A 20,723-nucleotide genomic window follows, 5' to 3' on the forward strand; every position below is an offset into this window, starting at 1 on the left:
TATAAATTATAATCTCAGTATCAATATTTTATATTGCAACTTTCCAAGAAATAATTTTGTTAATGACGTGAATAACTTGTTGCAAAGATAAGTTTTTGTTGTAAGTTTGACACAAAAATTAAGCCGATTGTTTCTTGATTTTAATTTCTGGTCTGGTTTTCCAGTATTTAGCAATTAAATCATCTACCAAATCATTAACAAGAATCTTAAACGATACAAGAACATGAACACTCTAAAATCCATCAAACTCTTCTCAGCCATAGTGCTGGTAAGTGCCGTTTGGGGATGTAGCTCTCCAAAGCAAGTCGCCAAATCGTCTTCTTCTGGGGTCTATGATGATCTCTACGCTTCTGCTAGTGACGCTCGTCCTGCTTCATTACTTAGCCGAGAAAGTCTCTATGCTTCTCAAAATGAAGAAGAATATGCTACACGTAACCCAGAATATAGAGGAAACGACAATACTTCGCAAAGTACTGATGAATACTATTCACAGAACTGGATGAATTCTCGTAGCTATTATCAAAACCAAACACCATATAGCAATTACAATAACTACAACAGTTATGGTGTAAATAACTGGTATACAAACCCAGGTATTTCGTTTGGTCTTGGTTATGGATATAATACTTGGAGCCCATACGGTTATAGTCCATATTATTCTCCTTATGCCTACGATTCGTGGGGTAGTAGCCGTTGGGGATATGGTTCTTATTCTAGCTTTGCTTTTGGCTATAGTCCTTTTGGTTACAGTCCTTGGGGTTACAATTCATACGCCTACAGTCCATTTGGTTACAGCAGCTATTACGACCCTTGGGGGTACAATTATTACGGTGGTAGAGGTTACTATGGTAATACTTATGTATATAATAATTATGGCTATGGTTCGGTGGTTACTGGTGCGAATGGTGGTTACTCAAACGGCGGATATACAGCTCCTGTAAAACGTACTCGTGATAATTATTCACAGTCGGCTTATAATGGTAACTTCAATAACGGAAGTACAGCTACTGGTAGCCAAAGAGGTGCAAGAACAAATTCTAGCTACTCGAATGGTAGCGATGGATATTATTCTCGCCCACAAAGAACAACTTCTGCTTATAGTACTAATGGCACTAATACTACTACTAATCGTAGCAGCACTACTAATAATAACGCTTGGAATTGGTCTAACAACAATTCATCGACCAACAATAGCAGCAGAACAACTACAAGTTCATCGTGGGGTGGTTCATCTAGCGGTGGCTCAAGTAGTGGCGGTGGTGGCGGAGGATCTAGCTCAAGCGGCTCACGTGGTCCACGTTAAAAATATTCAAAATTTTAATATAAACAATAAGCCTCACAGAGAAGTACTTTGTGAGGCTTTTTAACGTTTTCTTGTAAAGATTCTTTAAAAACAAATGAGGGCATTTGGTGTTTTGAATGTCTTAGTCTAAATTACAAATTGCTTTGCTCACAGGCTAACAATGTTGTGTTTATTCAATAAACCCATAACATTATTTAAAATTTATTAGATATGAAAATCCCTATTCGTCTAATTTCTGCATTTTCGATATTATCAATTGTATCTGCAAATGCCCAAGACAATAACTTCGACGCTTTAGCAAAATTATTTAGCCAAACAGCTCCCACAGGATCAGCACGTTTTCAGGCCTTAGGAGGCACTCATGCAGCCCTAGGAGCAGACATTAGTTCGGCCATAGGTAATCCAGCGGGCTTAGGCTTTTATACGCGTTCAGAGTTCAATTTTACGCCAGCTTACCAAAGCACTTCAAACACTTCAAATTATATTAATGTAAATACCAAAGCGAACGAAACCAATTTCAATATTGCCAATATCGGTGTAGTATTTGGGGGTAGTCAGCCTCAGTATAAAGAGGGATGGCGAGGGTCGTGGTCAATTAATTACTCTCGACAAAATACTTTTTATAATAATATTCAGTTTGCTGGAAGAAACAATGTAAGCTCTATTGCAGATGCTTTTGCTAATCAGGTAAACAGAGAAGTGAGTGATTATAATTTAGGCTCGAGCGACTTTGTGAATGCTTTGTCTCAAGCGCCCAATTTTGATTTAACCAGACACCTTTATAACTGGTCGTTCTTAATTGGCCCAGTTACAGATGCTCAGGGTAATACAAGCTATCAGGTTACAGAACGTTCTCTACAATCGAACCAAAAATATTCTTTTGAGTCGACAGGGCGTTCAAGCCAATGGACAATTGCTTATGGAGGTACTCCTAATGAAAAAACCTATATTGGATTTTCTTTAGGCATTCCAAGCTTTAGATACGAAACACGCTCGCAATACAACGAACAGTATATTGATAATACTGCTTTTAATGGAATGACTCAATCTAAATTCTATTCAACAAGCGGAAGTGGAATTAATTTGACATTTGGGGCAATCGTAAAACCGAACGAAATGATTCGTTTTGGAGCATCAATTACAACGCCTACATGGTATGACATCGATGAGACATTGAGCTCTAGCTTACAAGCAAATGTAAACAGTGCGAATGCAGGTCAACCTAATGTTGGTATCGAATTGCCCAACGGAACTGATAATGCTACGGTGAGTACTGTTAATCGTTTGAAACAATTAGGATATGGAATTCTTGAAAAAAATGGTTCTCGGTATTTAACAGGAGTGCCTACGTTGAATACTACTCCGTTTAGTGATAATTACCAACTCAGAACTCCCCTAAAATTAAATATAGGAGCGGCGATTTTCTTTGCTAAAAAAGGTTTCATTTCTGCTGATGTAGAATACCTAGCTTATGGCGGTACAAAAATGAGTACTACTGCCAATGACCAATACCTTGCTGATGATTTGAATTACTATACTCAAAAGGTACAAGGTGATTTAAAGAATGTGTTTAATGTAAAAGTAGGTGGAGAATACAGATTAGGGTTGTTAAGTTTGAGAGCAGGGGTAAATTACCAACCTAACCCATACTCATTTAATTATGACCAAGGCTCTAATGCAGTCAATCGTTCTACGCTAATTTACTCATCAGGTATTGGGATTAGAACAGGTGATTTTTATGTCGATTTGACGGGACTTTATGCAAAAACGCAACAAGCTTATAGTCCATACGTATTAAATAATACAGCAGATTATAGCTCTGCCATTATTAGTAATAGTTATGTGAAGGGCGTAGTTAGCTTTGGTATTTTCTTCTAGGCTATCCACGTTACAAGCATACTTTTGAGGTTTGTCATAAAAAAAGCCAGTCGCTCAATGAGCAACTGGCTTTTTGTGTAACTAAGCATTCTTAAAATTTAACATTCAAACTTGCATTAAAAATGGTACCTAATTGGCTGAATTGCGAACCATCATAAGTAACATTTGAATAACGACCGTTGAAAGTAATCAAATTATATTGTTCATAGTATTTAGCAGATGGTACATTGTTATTTACATCATAACGTGTTTTAGCACCTGTTTTAACATCTACAAAATCCCATTCAGGCATTATGTTCAAAATGTTGTTTACATTAAATGTAAAAGTAACTTTTGAAGAGAAAGGAACACTAACTGATAAATCTGACACTACTGCTGGCGTAAATTCAGTATCTGTATCAGCATCCAAACCATTTTGGTGGAAATGTGTTTTTCCGAACAACGTATTGTTTAAGTTGAAGCTTATTCCTTTGATTAAATAATCGAAGCCAAGAATCACTTTATATTTTGGACGAGATGAGAATAACAAAGCATCTTGCGTTCTATCAAAAATAGATTTACCTGCATCAGCAATTACCTTAGGGTTGTTGATAGAAGTGTATTCGTTTACGAATGTATAGTTACCTGCTAAATTGATACCCAATTTACCCATTCCTAATTCAAGGTTTTTCTGAGAAACCACGAAATCAAGACCAGAAGTAGTAGTATTCAATGCGTTAGCAAAGAAACTTACCGCAACGATACCATTAGATGTCAAGATATTATCTAAAGCCGTATTCCCAGCCGAAGTACCTGAAATTTCAGAACCTAATACGATACGATCTTTAACTTTAATGTTGTAATAGTCAAAAGTAACACTTAGGTTTTTAGTAGGATTTAAGCCTAAACCAAGCGTAAAGTTAGTCGATTTTTCAGGCGTTAATTTTGGTACACCCAATGCAAAAGCTTGTGGGCTTACGTTATTAACAACTCCTTTTGTTTGAATACCTTGTCCTGGTACAAAACTAGCCTGAGCTTGTTGTTGATAGATTTGGTGCAATAATGGTGCACGGAAGCCCGTAGAATACGAACCACGCAATGTAATTTGATCGCTTATTTTATAACGTGAACTGATTTTGTAAACAGTAGCATCACCAAAATCACTATAGTGTTCAGAACGTAACGTTCCATTTACCAAGAATTTATCAGTGAAATCATAAGCTACGTCAATATATCCACCAAAGTTAAAACGGCTGTTTGAACCAGCATTGTTAGGCGTTGTTCCAGGGAATGAATCAGCACCCGTACCTACATAAGAAGAAGTATCACCTACAAAAACAGTAAAGGTTTCAGCACGGAATTCTGAACCAAAAGAAAGACTTAGTTTATCACTTACTTGTTTTGAAATATCAATGTTTCCAACGTTATGGCTAAACTCATATCCACCTGGCTTGAAATAAGTTGGAGAATTCTTGCCTAAACTACGGTTTACTGTATTCGAAACAGTGTACAATTGTTTGTTACCACCCGTTGTAAAGCTTAAATCTGTTTTCCAGCCATTAGTTTCACTTTTAACACCTATCGTAGCAGTATAGTCATTCAAATCTCCTTGGAAAGTAGGTACATAACCAAGATATGCTTGACCAGCAGGTGTTAATAGTCCGTTATCAGTAGGTCTCCAATAAGGCGTACGATAGTTGGCAAAGCTGTTTACTCTTTTATAAACATAAGCAGCGGTATAATAAAACTCAGCTTTTTCACCTACTGAATATCCACCATTTACCAAGAATTTAGCTGCAGTATTTTCTGGCTGACCGTTGATGTTACCTGCATCTGGTTTAATGGCTAAGAAGCTCTTAACTTGTGCCAAAGGGGCATCAAAACCAAGACTTGCATCAGCTTCAGCATCAGCACTCACTACACCCGGACGATTAGCCAAAGTAGTACGGCTAAAATCAATGGTATAGTTGATATATCCTTTTTCAAAATTAGAACCATTGTTCACCGCAAAGCCGATGTGTTTTCCATCTCCTTTACCAGTAACTCCCATCGTTAACGTAGCCGAGCCATAATCAAATTTATCTTTTAAGATAATGTTCATTACACCTGCAATGGCATCTGAACCATATTGTGCAGAAGCCCCATCACGTAAAATCTCCACACGTTTAATCGCCTGTTGAGGAATAGCAGAAATGTCGGCACCAGATTCACCACGACCAGGCGAAGTCTGAATGTACATCAAAGCACTTGTGTTTTTACGTTTACCATTAATCAAGATTAAGGTACGGCTAGGGCCCATGTTACGGATTTCGTAAGGGTCAAGCAATGACGTAGCATCGTTTACAGGAGTGTTGACTGTGTTGAAAGATGGCACACGATACTGAAGGGCTTTGTCGAATGATGTTTGGCCCGTAGACTTCAAATCAGCAGCAGAGAGGATATCAAGGGGTAGGGGCGTATCAGTCATCGTTCTTTTAGAGTTTCTACTACCAGTAGAGATGACAATTTCATCTAACTGATTAGTAGAAGCGACAAGAGCCACCTTTAAAACACCTGTACCCACGGGTACTTCCTGAGTTATGTAACCAATAAATGAAACCGTTAGCGTAGTTACAGAAGTAGGTACTTTTAATGTAAATTCTCCTGTACTAGTTGCAACCGTTCCAAGTTTAGTACCCTTTACTACGATAGAAGCTCCAGCTAGGGCTATACCATCTTTAGCGTCTGTTACTTTACCAGTAATCGTTTTGTCTTGGGCATAGATTTGCCCCTTAAATCCAAGCACCGCAAGGATTACAAGCAGAAAAATTTTTTTCATGTGTTTTTTAGAAAAGATTAATATTAATTTGGTTATTTTAACAAAAAGTTAAATAACTATTTGCAATATAGCATAAAAAAAATATTATTGTGTATCACTTATTTTTAATTTATTTACGTCTAAAATGCAGAATAATTATTTTTCAAGGAAAAATATGACTAAAAAAAGAGTGAATGATTTTAATCAATTTTAACTTGCTAAAATCACCGATAAGGTGTTGATTAAATAGATTTTTATTCTAATTTTATGAATAGGTAAACGTCAAGAAAACGTTAATTTTTCTTTCTAAATTATCACATATTCATTTGTTGAGAAGCGAAATTGTTTTTAGAATTTCCCATTAACGTATTAAACCCAAATGTATGCTTAGCAGAGTAGCAAATTCTATCTATTGGATGAATCGGTACATCGAACGTGCCGATAATTATGCCCGTTTTATTTCGGTAAACTTCAATTTAGCACTTGACTTACCTCCTGACGTACCTGAACAGTGGGAGCCGCTGATTGTTGCTACGGCAGATAATTTTATCTTCCAGAAACACTATGATGCCCCAACTCGTGAAAATGTTTTGTATTTCATGGCTTTTGATGTAAAAAATCCAAACTCGATTCTATCCTGTTTGCTTGAAGCCCGTGAGAATGCAAGAACTATTCGCGAAAGTATTTCTCGTGAAATGTGGGAGTATGTCAATCAAATTTATTGGACGGTAAAAGATGCCGCTGCCGAAAGTAAGTCGTGGGAGTTAGCAAGGTATCAAGGATTCTTGGAAAATATCAAAACTGGTAGCCAGTTGTTTTATGGAATTGTCGATTCTACTATTACCAGAGGCGAGGCTTGGCACTTTGGGCGTTTAGGCAGACTGATTGAGCGTGCTGATAAAACAACAAGATTTTTGGATGTAAAATACTTTACACTTTTACCAGAAATTGGAGCCGTAGGTTCTCCGCTCGATTTAATGCTTTGGTCGTCGGTATTAAAATCTGTAAGTGCCTACAATATGTTTCGTCAGCAATATCAGGTAATGAACCCCTCGGCTATTGTTGATTTCTTATTGCTTGATAAAAAATTCCCACGTTCAGTAATGCACTGTATTCGTCAGGCTGAATTATCATTATATGAAATATCTGGAACAGCCATTACGGCGTCTTATTCAAACCAAGCCGAGAAAGCCTTGAGTAAGTTACGTTCGGAAGTAGAGTTCACCGAAATCAAAGATATTTTTGACACAGGTTTACATCAGTATCTTGATGAATTTCAACAAAAAAATAATGCAGTAGGTAAAGCAATCTTTCAAACCTATTTTGATTTAAAACCAGTAATCAACGAAGAAATTACCCTAAATATGGTACAACAATAAGTAGTTTTTTTACTTTTGTATGTTAGTTATTTTTACTTATAACTATATAACCACTTTTTACAAAAAGGCTGGAATGATTGGTTTCATATATAACTGATTTTGTACGATTAAACCCGCAATTTAACAATTGCCTGTTTTAGTATAAAAACACTTGATTGAGCCAGTGATTCGAATAAATTATCGACTGTGCAAATGACATATTGTTTAGGGATTAAAGTGCGTGGCGGTTTAGTAGCTATTGCAGATACTAGAATTACTGCTGGAACGGAGGTTTACTCCAACAAAAAGGTATCTATCCACGAAGTAGGTAACCATTCTCTTTTTATAATGACAGCTGGATTAAGATCAATCCGTGATAAATCTGTGATTTATTTTAATAGACTCACCGAAGAAAAAGGCTGTAAGTTTGATTATATGTTTGAAGCTGTAAATGCTTTTGGAGATATGATTAGGAAAGTTGCTGAAGAAGATAAAGCAATGTTGAAATCAGAAGGGTATAATTTCAATTTACATTCAATCGTGGGGGGACAAATGCCTCATGATGACGAACATAAATTGTTTTTGATTTTTCCAGAAGGCAATTGGATAGAAATTAACGAAGGATTGAAATACCAAATCATTGGTAATTCAAATTACGGAAAACCATTGTTAAACCGTACTTTATCTTATGAAACATCCTTGGAGGATGCCCTTAAACTAGGTTTCTTATCATTTGATGCTACCCAAGTAAGTGCCAGTGATGTTGATTACCCAATTGATGTAATCGTTTATCAAAAAGATAGTTTCAATGTAATTGAACATAGACTAACGAAAGATGATATGAGCGATGTGACCAAAAAATGGAATGCATTGTTGAAAGAATCTGTTGATAATTTGCCTAATGAATGGCTACAAAATATTTTAGAAAAAAGCTGTGAAGTTTAATAGATAATTCGAGGCTTGGTATTATTCAGCAATATCAAGCCTTGTAATTTATCCAACTTCCAAGCTAATCTTCATGTATTCTCCTTCCCTTATAACCTTGGGTTATTCCTAATCCATCGGTTTTTTTTAAATCCATCTTTCATTAATTTTCGAATATGAGTATATTTTTAACTAAATATTACTAAAACTCGACATACTGTAAGGATGATGAGTTATAAATTTCAATTCTTTTCATTAACAACAAAATGCAAGAGTATATTAATTTAAACGGACAAATTGTTCCCGCAGAAAAGGCAAATATTCATGTAACTGATCTTGGATTGCTAAGAGGGTATGGTATTTTTGATTTTTTTCGGGCAATTGATGGAAAACCTATTTTTATTGAAGACCATCTGGATAGGTTCGAAAACTCTGCAAGAATGATGGGGTTAACTATTCCAGCTTCTCGTGAAGAACTCAAAAAAATCATTTTAGAGATTATTAACCTACATCCGCAAGCATTGTTAGGCGTAAAGATGGTGATGACTGGCGGTTATTCTCTTGATGGATATATGCCTGCTGAGCAATCAAACTTAATCGTAATGGGCAAACCCTTCGAGTTTAAGCCCGCTGATGTGGGGATGAAACTGATGAGTGTTGAATACAGAAGAGAAATTCCTGAAATAAAAACGCTGAATTATATTGTACCGATTAGGGCATTATCAAAAATGAAAGAGAACGGTGCCGACGATGTGTTGTATCATCAAAACGGGTTGATTTCAGAATCATCCAGAAGTAATATTTTTATCATTAAAAACGAAAAAATCATTACTCCCGTAGACGGAGCATTGTTTGGTGTGACCAGAAAGCATATTCTTAATTTTGCTAAAAGATATTTTGTTGTAGAGGAAAGAGACCTCACTACCCAAGAATATTGGGATGCGGACGAAGTTTTTACGACTGGTAGTACAAAAAGAATTGTAGCCATTACCCAAACCGATAACAAAGTATTTAGTGAAGGCAAAGTGGGGAAAATCACGAAGAAACTTCAAGATTTGTTTTTAGAACATGAAAAGAATTTTGGATAAAGAAAAAGGCCATTGTCATCGTGACAATGGCCTTTTTGTTATTTATTCGTATTCCTCTTTTTTTCTAATTCTTGTTGTTTCTTTTCTCTGCTAGCCAAAGCTTTTAACTTCTTTTCCATCTCGATAGGAAATCCTAGTAAGTCTCTTAAAACAACAGAAGCACACACCCCTCCGAAGGCAGCGGGCATATAAGAAATAGTACCATAGGCAGATTTTTTAAAGTTTGAGCCATCAGTCAACATCAATGATTCTTCCATCATTTTTTCTGTAGAATAAACTGCCTTTATTCCCGACCGAATGCCAAGTTTACGCAAACGCTTACGGATAAGGGAAGCCAGATAACATTCACGGGTATCAAATAAATCGGCTGTCCGAATTTTTGTAGGGTCAACTTTACCGCCAGCTCCCATAGAACTTACGATGCGTAAATTTTTGTGATGAGCCGTTGTTAATAAAGTTAATTTCGGAGTGATAGAATCGATACAGTCCATCACGTAATCAAAGTGATTATTGGTTAGTATTTCTTCAACGGCTTCTGGTGAAAGAAACTCACGAATACTTGTCAACTTCAATTCGGGGTTAATTGCCAATAAGCGTTCTTCCATTAAGTCAGCTTTGGGCTGTCCATGCGTTGTTGAAAGAGCAGGCAATTGCCTGTTTCTATTAGACGGGTCTACCACATCACCATCCACGATTGTCATCGTTCCTACGCCCGAACGGGCTATAAATTCCGCCGCAAAAGAACCAACGCCACCAAGTCCAACAACTAATACATGGGCATTCTGTAGCTTCTGAATACCTTCGTCGCCTATTAATAATTTGGTTCTGCCAAGCCAAGCTAAATCACTCATTGTTCAAGAATTATGCTCATAAACTACGTTGTTATGAGTCTGTAAAAGGGTATTTTCCCCAAGTTGACAAAATTACAGAACTATCATTAATTTTTCAGATAAGTAAAGAAATCCTTGATAGAATTGTAGAAAAAAATTCACAGTTCTAAGGATTTGTGTAGAATTTGTATAAGAAATTCACGCACTTTATAAATATTTAACTGGCATATAAATTTATATATGAAGACTATATCACTAATAATATCCAAAACTTGTTCAACTATTAACCAACATGGGAAGCCAGAATAATATTGTAGAGAATGAAAAAATTCTTGTTGACGGAATGGGCGCAATCATTCACGAAAATGGAGTGTTTTTTAGAGTATGGGCACCGAATGCTCAAGAAGTAAGTGTTTTTGGCTCATTTAATGACTGGGATTCATCGGAATTCCCACTTGAACATGAAGGAAATGGCTATTGGGGCGGTAATGTCTTTGGTGCGAAAGCCGGAGATGAATATAAATTCTTTTTGAAAACTCCTTCTGGAGATTTACAAAGAAACGACCCTTATGCTCGTAAACTAACTAATTCCATAGGGAATTCAATAATATATGACCAAAATAATTTTGACTGGGAAGAAGATGATTTTCAAATGCCAACTTGGAATAAGCTGGTTATCTATGAACTGCATGTGGGTACTTACCATGTAAAAGCCAAAGGTAAAGTTGGTGATTTCTATAGCTTAATTGAAAAACTTGACTACCTACAACAGCTAGGAATCAATGCGATAGAAGTAATGCCTCCTTTTGAATTTCCTGGAGATTTTTCATGGGGTTATAACCCTTCTTATCCATTTGCTATCGAATCAAGCTATGGTGGGCCAGATGCCTTCAAGGCATTTGTTAAAGCTGCTCACGAACGTGGTATAGCTGTAATTTTAGATGTAGTCTATAATCATTTCGGGCCAACAGATATGGATATGTGGCAGTTTGATGGCTGGCAAGAAAATGGACTAGGTGGCATTTATTTCTACAATGACTGGCGTTCGGCTACTCCTTGGGGAGATACTCGTCCAGATTATGGCAGACCAGAAGTACGCCAATATATTCGTGACAATGCCATTATGTGGCTTGAAGAATTCAGGGTAGATGGACTCAGAATGGATATGACGCCTTATATCAGAAGTGTAAAAGCTAATGAAGATTTAGGTACTACTATTCAAGAAGGCTTAAGTTTAATCAGGAGAATTAATGCAGAAGTTGCAGAAAAATTCCCTTGGAAAATTGTCATTGCAGAAGATTTACACGGATTAGATTCCATCACCGACCATTTAGGCAACGAATGTGGTTTAGGCTTTGGAAGCCAATGGGATGCCAATTTTGTACATCCAATCAGGAAAATTTTAATTACGCAAGAAGACGAACACCGTAGTATAGAAAGTGTCTGTATCGCGCTGTTAAATAAATATTCAGGAGATACTTTTAAAAGAGTAGTCTATACAGAATCACATGACGAGGTAGCTAATGGTCAGGCAAGAGTAGCGGAAGAAATAGCCTTTGATAATGTTAATAATTGGTATTCAAAGAAAAGAGCCTCATTAGGCATTGCGTTGGTAATGACAGCAGGAGGAATCCCAATGGTGTTTCAAGGACAAGAACTATTAGAAGATAAGTGGTTTTCGGACACTGACCCTATTGATTGGAGTAGAGCCGAGAAGTTTAAAGCTTACACCAGTTTACACCGTGATTTAATTAAACTACGCCTTAATTATGAAGATAATACAGAAGGCTTAACAGGGCAGAATACTCAGATTATTAAAACTGATGAAACCCATAAAATTATTGTATTTCAGCGTTGGAGCAAGGGTGGACCTGGTGATAATACCGTTGTTGTACTTAATTTTTCTAATAAGTCTTATGAAGATTTTTCAATAGGCTTTCCACAGCAAGGAATATGGAAATTGAGGTTTAACAGCGATTGGGAGGGCTATGATAAAGGTTTTGATAACTTTGATTCTAGCAGTATTAGTACAGAGCAAGGTGAATATGACGGAATGCAACATCATGCATCTATTTCTATTGCACCATACACAGCATTGATTTTTTCTCAGGATAAGATGAATTACTAGCGGTGGGCAGAGGGTATATATTCACAAGGAATGTCACGGCATTCCTTGTGTTGTTTTAAAAAAGAATGATATTTTTCCGTAAAAAAACATTAATATTTTGCTTATCTCGAAAAAAAATTCATTTATAATTGACAACACTGTTTATATAAACAATATACCTGAGTATTTTAGAGTTCCATAGACAAAAAGTAGTTAAAAACATTAATTTCAAACGTATCTCATGAAAAAAATAAGCATTATTACATTGATAATGAGTTTTCTTGTTATCAATTCTTTTGCACAATCACCCGATTCTATCTTCAATAAATTTTATGAAAGTACCGGTGGTTTGCCACTTTGGAAGAAAGTAAAGACTTATACATTAAAACAATCGTTTGTTGCCAATGCAGCAACTGATTATGACATGGAAGTGAAGGCATCATTACCAGATAATTCTATGCTAAAAACAAAAACTATTATGAAACGTAGTTTTATTTATGGTACAGGTACATCAGATGCTTTTTTGAAAATCCCGACAGGAAGTCGTGATAAGGCCATTATTTATGATGTAAAAGACTTGAGTGCAAAAGAACAGTCTAATATGAAGAGAGAAGTAGGCGATTTCTTATTACCATTCTTGAATTATGAAGAAAAAGGATATATCGCTACGTATGTAGGTTTAGAAGTAATCGGAGCCCAAAGATTACACCATATTGAGTTGAAGGGCAAAGAAATCAAGCACGATTTGTATTTTGATAATATCACAAATTTTCTTACTAAGGCTAAATATAAATTGCCTACTGGTGAAGAAATTACACAAGATTATAACGTTTATACAACATCTGATTTTGGATTAAAATATCCATCAGCAGGTACTTATTACAGTAGTATTGATAAAAAAGTGGTTAAGTTGACGAATGTCTTCATTTTTAACCCAGTTTTTGAAGCCAATACTTTTAAACGCTAAACAATTAAACAGTAAATATCAATCCAATTGAACAGATTGGATTGATATTTTTTTGTAACACACATACCATGGATAAATAATTACCTATTTGCATTAGCTTTAAACCATATGAAATAATAATAATGAAACAATTTTTAAAAATAGCGGGCATTATTTTACTAAGCTTAGTACTTGTTATTATAAGTCTATTCTTGTATTTCAGAACACCCGCCGGTGAACTATTTTTAACTGAAAAAGTAGTTTATTACCTACAGAAAAAACTCAAGAAGCCATTTACTATCAAAAGAATTAGCTACAGTCTTCCAGATTGGATTGCCCTTGAGGGAGTCTACCTGCCTGATGATAAGAACGATACCTTAATTTATGGCAACAAAATTCATATAGATATTGATATGCTTGCCTTATTACGTAATAAAGTAAGCATTAATAAGCTTGAATTAGAAAACATCAACATAAACATAAAGCGTACCCTACCTGATACAGCCTTTAATTTTAACTACGTTCTAAAAGCATTTGCAAGCACTGACAACAGTATTACTGTAGATACTACAGCTAAGAAAAGCACTCCTTTAGATTATTATTTAACCAATATTTTACTTAATAAAGTAAGAGTAACCTATCTGGATGATGTTACAGGGATAGATGCTAAGGTTAGATTAGACAATGTCGAGACATCCTTCAAAGACATAAATCCTACTACTTCTCAATATCATTTAGATAAATTAGCTTTAAATGGTGGAAACTTATCGCTACGATTATATCAGGCTTTACCTAAAAAATCAATTCCAGAACCAACATCACCATCTGATACGCTAGATTTAGCTTTTGGAGAATTTGATGCCAAAAACTTTCAATGGAAAATCGTTGAAGAAAGTGCAGGCTTAATTAATACAGTAAAATTAGGCTCCTTGAATGTGAAGGGAGATAAAGTATATTTAGCAGGCGAGCAAGTTCATTTAAAATCTGTCAATTTATATAATACAGACGCTAAAGTGAGTTTCCTGAAAAAAGCTAAGAAGGACAAAGCCAAAGTCCCTGTAAAGGCTGACACTACAGCACCTAGTAACTGGAAAGTATTGGTAGATAAAATTATCTTCGATAAGAATAATATTGAATATCAAGACCAAAATCAAGTTGCTTTAAAGAAAGGACTTGACCCCAATAATTTAAAAATCAATAACTTGAAAATGAACACAGAGCGTTTCTATTTCTCTCCTGATAATATTTCAGGGTGGTTATACTCAAGTTCATTCAAAGAAAAATCTGGTTTTGAACTCCAACGATTCCAGACAGATTTTGCCTATACCAATCGTCAGGCATTTTTGAAAAAACTCTATATCAAAACGCCTAATACGCTTATCAGAGACGAAGTGTCGTTGAGTTATGCTTCTTTTGACCAATTTAGTAAAAATATTGGTGCTTCAAAAATAAAATTGAGCCTTAAAAATAGCCAAGTTGCTTTTCAGGATATTCTATTATTAATGCCTGAATTTGCCAAAATGCCTCCTTTTAAAGGCAATGAAAAAGCTTTAGTGAAAGTGGATGGACTAGCTACAGGATATGTCAATAATTTAAACATTAGTAAGTTTTCATTGACAGGGTTTGGTCAGGCCAGAGCCAACTTACAGGGAACTATTACGGGGTTACCAGATGTAAACAAAGTTGCGTTAAAATTGAATATTAAAGAGGTTTCGCTTACTAAGAGCGATATACTAAAATTAGCGCCTGCTAATACCATTCCCAACAGTATTGAACTGCCTAACAAGGTAAATTTAGTAGGGACTATTAATGGCAAAATCCAGAATTTGGCAATTAATGCCAAAGTAAAAACCGATATGGGAGCCGCTGCCTTTAATGGTAGATTGGTTAACATTACAGCCGATAAAAATCAGCAATACGAGGGGACTATGAGCTTGACAGCTTTTGACGTAGGCAAGTTTATCAAGCAAACAGAAAACGTAGGAAAACTAACGCTGAATGCGAAAGTAAAAGGCCGAGGATTAGACCTAAAAACAATGAATACTGCTATTCAAGGGACTATTCAGGAGGCTCAAATAAAAGGATATAATTATAAAAATTTAGTTTTCGAAAGTACCATCGCACAGCAAATTGCTCAGTTAAAAGCTCATATAACTGATCCAAATATTACGCTAAGAATAGATTCAAAGGTTGATTTATCGAAAGAATTTCCGGGCATACAAGGAAACATAGTAATTGCAGAATTGAATTTAAAACCATTGGGTTTTTATGCTGATAACATTGGCATTCATGGGAATATAGATGTTGATATGCCATCTACCGACCCGAATAATCCTAATGGAAAAATCACGATTCATGAAGCAACGCTTTTTCAAGATGGAAAGCCAATCAAGATTGAAAATACCATCGTAACGGCACAGAATACCGCAGCAGGAAAAAGTTTTGATATTCAAGCACCTTTTTTAAAGGCTACCGTAAAAGGAAACTTCAATTATTTACAGTTGTCTGATATTTTGCTTACGAATATCAATCGTTACTTCACGATTCCTGATATTGCTTATAAGCCCATTACTGAGCCTTATAATGTATCAATTGAGGCAAAAGTGGTAAAACACCCTCTTTTCAAGGCTTTTGTGCCAGGCTTAACTAGACTAGATACTGTTCGTCTATCGGCAATGCTTAATAACAAGGCTGATACGGTAATGAAGATAAGTTTAGTTTCACCTAATCTGGAATATGACACCATTAAAGTGTCAAATTTTAGGGCTAACGTATATGCCAACGTTCAAACGTTGACTTATCAGGCTGGTCTTTCGGGAGTAGAAATGAGTGCTTTCAGGCTCAGAAAAACTTTTTTGAATGGAACTGTTGCTAACAATACAGCAACGTTTAAAGCTATTTTCAAAGATTCTATCGACCAGAATAGAAACGAAGTGGCTGGATTGGTTCAGAATGCTGATAATCAATACAAAATTCGCTTAGTGAAAGGTGGACTAAAATTAAATTATAAAGATTGGTCAGTTGACTCTACAGGTTTTATACAATATGGCAAAGCGGGCTTGTTGATTAATAATTTTCAGATAGAACAAGAAAAACAACGCTTATTAGTCAATAGTACAACTAGCGAGCCGAACGGTCCAATCAATGTGACGGCTGAAAACTTTAGGATTGAGAATTTTGTCACGCTTTTTGTGCCCGATTCTACAATGGCAAGTGGGAAAATTGATGGGAAAGTGCTGTTAAGTAATTATATGGTTTCGCCATCATTTACGGGAGATGTGAAAGTGACTGATTTCTTTTTCCAAAAGACTTCTATTGGTAATTTAGACATCAATGTCTTCAACGAAACGGCTGACAAGATAACTGCCAAAGCTACCTTAATTAATGCCAATAATGACTTACAAATAACAGGGAATTACTACCTCAACAATGAAAATCCTTTTGATTTGAGGTTAGAAATCAGAAAGCTAGGGGCAGAAACAGTACAAGCCTTTAGTTTTGGACAGTTAAAACAGGCTAAGGGATGGTTGCAAGGGCAAGCTACGATAAAAGGCTCAACGACAAATCCACAGATTGTAGGCGACTTAGGCTTTAACAATGTTGGTTTCAATGTTTCGCAACTAGGTAGTAGATTTTTGGTAGATAAACAGCAATTGTTTTTTGAAGGGACTACTATTCGCCTTAAGCAGTTTACGATGAGCGACACCTTGAATCAACCTTTGAAAATTGATGGTACTGTCTCGTTAGCGGATATCCCTAACGTAAAATATGATTTGACGATTGATACCAAAAACTTTATGGTATTAAACTCTAATAGAAAAGATAATGACTTCTTTTATGGAACAGGCTTTATAGATGCTCGTTTGGCAATCCAAGGAATTTCGTCAGCCGCTAAAATTGAAGGAGATATTAAGGTTAGGGAAAACAGTAATATTTCTGTGATTGTACCAACCAGTTTAGATGAACAGAGTGAAAGCGAAGGGGTGGTTATTTTTGTAGACCATAACAACGAAGCACTGGCTAAAGAAGATACTGCCCAGTTATCAGCGGTAAATGATTTTTTCTCAGAGATGTCACTCAATATAGAAGCAGATGATAAATCTGAATTCACGATTGTAGTAGATGAACTGAATGGAGATAATTTAAAAGTAAAAGGAAATGCACGATTGAATGTGGGTATAGGCCCAGACGGACAACCATTTATTTTAGGTTCTTACGACCTTACAGAAGGAAGTTATGGCTTAACGTTTGAGGTACTTAAACGTCAGTTTACAATCCAAAAGGGTAGTAGCATTATTTGGTCTGGTGACCCTATGAATGCAGATGTAAATATTACTGCGATATATACTACAGAAACAGCACCGTTAGACTTGATGTCGAATGAAACGGAAGATGTTGCCCGTTTCAGGCAAAAAGTTCAGTTTGATGTATTATTAACGATGGCTGGACGTTTGACCAAGCCTGATATTACTTTCAAGATTCGTCCTTCTGAAACACAGAAATTAGTGAGCACTACAGTTATCAGCGATATTCAAGCTCGTTTGAATAAATTAGATGCCAATGAAGTAAACAAGCAAGTATTTGCTTTATTGATTCTGAATAGATTTTTCTCTGAAAAATCATCCGACTTTTTCTCAAGTAGTGGTGGTGGTAGTGGTACAGAAGCTTTAGCACGTCAAAGTGTAAGTAAGTTACTATCAGACCAACTGGATCAGCTGGCTTCTGACCTAATCAAAGGTGTTGATTTAGACGTAAATTTATCGTCAACCCAAGATTTTTATGGTGGGAAATCAAGTGCTAGGACAGATTTAAGTCTTGGACTTTCTAAAGCATTTTTCAATGATAAGATTCAGATTAAAGTTGGGCGAAATTTTGAATTAGAAAATCAAACGAATATCAGTAGAGGCTCTTCAGAAGTATTTGATAACCTTCTAGTCAACTATAAATTGACAAATGATGGACGTTATCTCTTTAAGGCTTTTCGTAAAAACCAATTCCAGTCTGTTTTAGATGGCTTTGTAGTTGAAACAGGTATTGGTTTTACATTAACGATAGAATACGGCACTTTTAAAGAAATTTTTAATAAGTCCAAAAAGTAAATAGCTTATCTCTATAAGGAAATCAACATGAACGATAACACATTTATATATTCCTCAAAACCTCGGAAAATATCCTTCTTTAAAGGGATGTTATTTGTCACATTTGCATGCTTAATATTATTCATTACAAGCTGTTCGGTTACTAAAAAATTGCCAGCTGGCGAAAGTCTGTATGTAGGAGCAAAAATTAAGATTCAGAAGGATTCTGTTATTAATAAGAAAGAAGCTAAGACGGTTCAAACACAGCTTGAAGCGTTTGTTAAGCCTAAGCCAAATGCCACAATTTTTGGTTTTCCATACAAGGTTTGGCTTTACTATTTATTTGGTGAACCCAAAAGCGAAAAAGGATTTAAGAGTTTCTTTAGGAAAAAATTTGGCGAACCTCCAGTGTTGGCAAGCAAAAGTGTAGTAGGGGCTAATTCTAAACAAATAGGACTATTATTAAATAACCAAGGGTACTTTAGGTCGTCTGCATTTGGGGTATTAACTGAAAAAGATAGAAAAGCTACTGCCGAATATACTGTTAGTTTACACGAAAGATACATCGTTGATACTGTTGTATTTTCAGTAAAAGATACCAGTGCTTTCAGTAAAGCCTTTGTGGCTTCTCAGCCAAGGTCACTAGTTAAAAAAGGAATGCCTTATCAGTTTGATGTGATAACGGCTGAACGCGAACGTATTGATAGAGTATTGAAAAGACGAGGTTTTTATTATTTCAGACCAGACTTTATTATTATCAAAGCCGATTCTTCGTTTGCTACTCATAAAGTAAATTTAACTTTTGAGATAAAGCCTTCTACATCACAAGTAGCCAGAAAGCTTTATTCGATTAGAGAAGTACACGTATTATCAGATTATGGCGAATCTACAGCAACAGATACCCTAAAAAACCAAGAAATCAACTTTGATGGTATAAAAGTATTTGATAGAACGGAGTCATTCAAACCAAAAATCTTTGCTGATGCGATTGGGTTTCGCCGTGGAGTAAAATACAGTAGTAATGTTCAAGATGTGTCCTTGTCGAGATTAATCAACTTGAATGGAAACTTTAAATTTGTAAAAAACACATTTGAATTAGTCCCTCGGTCAGACTCAGCACTTTTAGACGTATTTTATTACTTAACACCGCTAAAAGCAAAATCAGTGGTAGTTGATTTGAATGGAACGACTAAATCCAACAACTATACTGGTTCTAATATAAGTATCTCGTGGGTGAATAAAAATGCTTTTAAAGGGGCGGAATTATTAAAAGTTACTGCCAATGCTGGGATTGAGTTTCAAGTGGGAGGAGCAAGCAGTACACTCGGAGCATTGAATACGACCAGATTTTCGATAGAAAGTAATTTGACCTTACCAAGGTTTACGATTCCTTTCGTTACTATCAACCCAACTAAAAATCAGTCTTTACCTAAAACAAGTATCAATGTTGGTTATGAGCAACTAAAAAGAGGAGGACTGTATGACCTTACGTCGCTCAGGACATCGCTTACTTATGCATGGAAACAAAGTACTGCGATAGAACATTCTGTTACGCCTATTTTAGTTAACTTAGTAAAGGCTTCTAATTTCAGTGAAGACTTTGCTTTAGAGTATTTTAGAAATCCAATTTTGTACGAAGAGATTTTAGATAATAAAATCATCATTAGTACGGCTTATACGTTTTCGTATATGCCTCAAAATAAAGCTAATGCTACGCACAACTTTTCATTTACAGGTGGCGTAGAAGTAGCAGGTAATTTGGCAAGTTTATTATCTAAACTAACATCAAGTGATGGGTCATCAACAACGCTGTTTGGAGTAACCTATCCACAATATGCAAAATTTGATGCTGATTTTAGATATAGTTATCGTATCAACCAATCACTTCGTGTAGCCAATCGTTTCTTAGTAGGCTATGGTTTACCTTACGGCAATTCGTACTTTTTGCCAACCGTAAAACAATATGTAGCAGGTGGAAATAACAGTATTCGTGCTTTCCCTGCAAGAACTATTGGGCCAGGAAGTTATTTAAGAACAGGGTCGCTACTAGAACAAACCATCGGTGGGCAGTCGGGTGATATTAAATTAGAATTTAACACTGAGCTTAGAGCCAAATTTAACCAATACATCCACGGAGCCATCTTTATTGATGCAGGAAATGTTTGGATGCAAAATGATGCAGATATTTATGGTCCTGATGCTGTATTTGGCAAAGACTTTTATAAACAAGTAGCGATAGGTACTGGGATAGGTTTACGATTAGATTTTAACTATTTGGTGCTTCGTTTCGATTTAGCAACACCAGTACGTAAACCATATTTGCCAGAGAACGAGCGTTGGGTCTTGAAAGATTTTAATTTAGGTAGTCCTGACTGGAGAAAAGAGAATTTAGTATTAAACATTGCCATTGGTTATCCATTCTAACCAATGGCAAT

Annotated in this window: 11 protein-coding genes; 9 read left to right on the forward strand and 2 right to left on the reverse strand. The window is 35.8% G+C overall.

What is annotated here, in order from left to right:
- The first annotated feature begins 223 nt into the window (after positions 1-223).
- Together AC07N0_RS08080 and AC07N0_RS08085 are read left to right on the forward strand one after the other, a co-directional pair.
- The gene (locus tag AC07N0_RS08080; RefSeq protein ID WP_494588773.1) at positions 224-1,303 is read left to right on the forward strand and encodes a hypothetical protein; all 1,080 of its coding nucleotides are present in this window, start codon (positions 224-226) and stop codon (positions 1,301-1,303) included.
- A gap of 210 nt (positions 1,304-1,513) precedes the next feature.
- On the forward strand, positions 1,514-3,181 hold the full coding sequence (locus AC07N0_RS08085; RefSeq protein ID WP_494588774.1) for a hypothetical protein: 1,668 nt from the start codon (positions 1,514-1,516) through the stop codon (positions 3,179-3,181).
- A 91-nt stretch (positions 3,182-3,272) separates the two neighbouring features.
- Here AC07N0_RS08085 and AC07N0_RS08090 read toward each other — a convergent pair whose 3' ends face one another.
- Positions 3,273-5,978 carry a TonB-dependent receptor gene (locus AC07N0_RS08090; protein ID WP_494588775.1) on the reverse strand — a complete coding sequence of 902 codons (2,706 nt, stop codon included), beginning with the start codon at positions 5,976-5,978 and terminating at the stop codon, positions 3,273-3,275.
- Positions 5,979-6,340: 362 nt separating this feature from the next.
- Between AC07N0_RS08090 and AC07N0_RS08095 the strand changes: the two genes are divergently transcribed.
- The 3 genes from AC07N0_RS08095 (at position 6,341) to AC07N0_RS08105 (ending at position 9,327) form a co-directional block, all read left to right on the forward strand.
- Positions 6,341-7,336: an alpha-E domain-containing protein gene (locus AC07N0_RS08095; protein WP_492802086.1), complete on the forward strand. Its 996-nt coding sequence runs from the start codon at positions 6,341-6,343 to the stop codon at positions 7,334-7,336.
- A 192-nt stretch (positions 7,337-7,528) separates the two neighbouring features.
- A complete protein-coding gene (locus AC07N0_RS08100; protein WP_492802088.1) occupies positions 7,529-8,260 on the forward strand; it encodes a proteasome-type protease in 732 nt (243 codons plus the stop codon).
- A 245-nt stretch (positions 8,261-8,505) separates the two neighbouring features.
- Entirely contained in the window at positions 8,506-9,327 is an 822-nt protein-coding gene (locus AC07N0_RS08105; protein WP_494588776.1) for an aminotransferase class IV, read from the forward strand.
- A 38-nt stretch (positions 9,328-9,365) separates the two neighbouring features.
- Here AC07N0_RS08105 and AC07N0_RS08110 read toward each other — a convergent pair whose 3' ends face one another.
- Entirely contained in the window at positions 9,366-10,178 is an 813-nt protein-coding gene (locus AC07N0_RS08110) for a tRNA threonylcarbamoyladenosine dehydratase (RefSeq protein WP_492802092.1), read from the reverse strand.
- A gap of 271 nt (positions 10,179-10,449) precedes the next feature.
- Here AC07N0_RS08110 and AC07N0_RS08115 point away from each other — a divergent pair, with 271 nt between their 5' ends.
- The 4 genes from AC07N0_RS08115 to tamL all read left to right on the forward strand — a co-directional run bounded on the left by AC07N0_RS08115 (position 10,450) and on the right by tamL (position 20,712).
- Positions 10,450-12,285, forward strand: coding sequence for an alpha-amylase family glycosyl hydrolase (locus AC07N0_RS08115; RefSeq protein ID WP_494588777.1), 1,836 nt, complete (start codon positions 10,450-10,452; stop codon positions 12,283-12,285).
- Positions 12,286-12,505: 220 nt separating this feature from the next.
- Positions 12,506-13,231: a hypothetical protein gene (locus AC07N0_RS08120; RefSeq protein ID WP_492802095.1), complete on the forward strand. Its 726-nt coding sequence runs from the start codon at positions 12,506-12,508 to the stop codon at positions 13,229-13,231.
- Between the two features lie 122 nt (positions 13,232-13,353).
- A complete protein-coding gene (locus tag AC07N0_RS08125) occupies positions 13,354-18,309 on the forward strand; it encodes a translocation/assembly module TamB domain-containing protein (protein WP_494588778.1) in 4,956 nt (1,651 codons plus the stop codon).
- An 87-nt stretch (positions 18,310-18,396) separates the two neighbouring features.
- The gene (tamL, locus tag AC07N0_RS08130; protein ID WP_494588779.1) at positions 18,397-20,712 is read left to right on the forward strand and encodes a translocation and assembly module lipoprotein TamL; all 2,316 of its coding nucleotides are present in this window, start codon (positions 18,397-18,399) and stop codon (positions 20,710-20,712) included.
- Positions 20,713-20,723: the final 11 nt, after the last annotated feature.

The sequence above is a fragment of the Arcicella sp. GW821-FHT09D11 genome, from assembly GCF_059416265.1.

Coding starts and splice junctions, on each gene's coding strand:
- AC07N0_RS08080 (WP_494588773.1), top strand. CDS start 224: ATGAACACTCTAAAATCCATCAAACTCTTCTCAGCCATAGTGCTGGTA.
- AC07N0_RS08085 (WP_494588774.1), top strand. CDS start 1,514: ATGAAAATCCCTATTCGTCTAATTTCTGCATTTTCGATATTATCAATT.
- AC07N0_RS08090 (WP_494588775.1), bottom strand. CDS start 5,978: ATGAAAAAAATTTTTCTGCTTGTAATCCTTGCGGTGCTTGGATTTAAG.
- AC07N0_RS08095 (WP_492802086.1), top strand. CDS start 6,341: ATGCTTAGCAGAGTAGCAAATTCTATCTATTGGATGAATCGGTACATC.
- AC07N0_RS08100 (WP_492802088.1), top strand. CDS start 7,529: ATGACATATTGTTTAGGGATTAAAGTGCGTGGCGGTTTAGTAGCTATT.
- AC07N0_RS08105 (WP_494588776.1), top strand. CDS start 8,506: ATGCAAGAGTATATTAATTTAAACGGACAAATTGTTCCCGCAGAAAAG.
- AC07N0_RS08110 (WP_492802092.1), bottom strand. CDS start 10,178: ATGAGTGATTTAGCTTGGCTTGGCAGAACCAAATTATTAATAGGCGAC.
- AC07N0_RS08115 (WP_494588777.1), top strand. CDS start 10,450: ATGGGAAGCCAGAATAATATTGTAGAGAATGAAAAAATTCTTGTTGAC.
- AC07N0_RS08120 (WP_492802095.1), top strand. CDS start 12,506: ATGAAAAAAATAAGCATTATTACATTGATAATGAGTTTTCTTGTTATC.
- AC07N0_RS08125 (WP_494588778.1), top strand. CDS start 13,354: ATGAAACAATTTTTAAAAATAGCGGGCATTATTTTACTAAGCTTAGTA.
- tamL (WP_494588779.1), top strand. CDS start 18,397: ATGTTATTTGTCACATTTGCATGCTTAATATTATTCATTACAAGCTGT.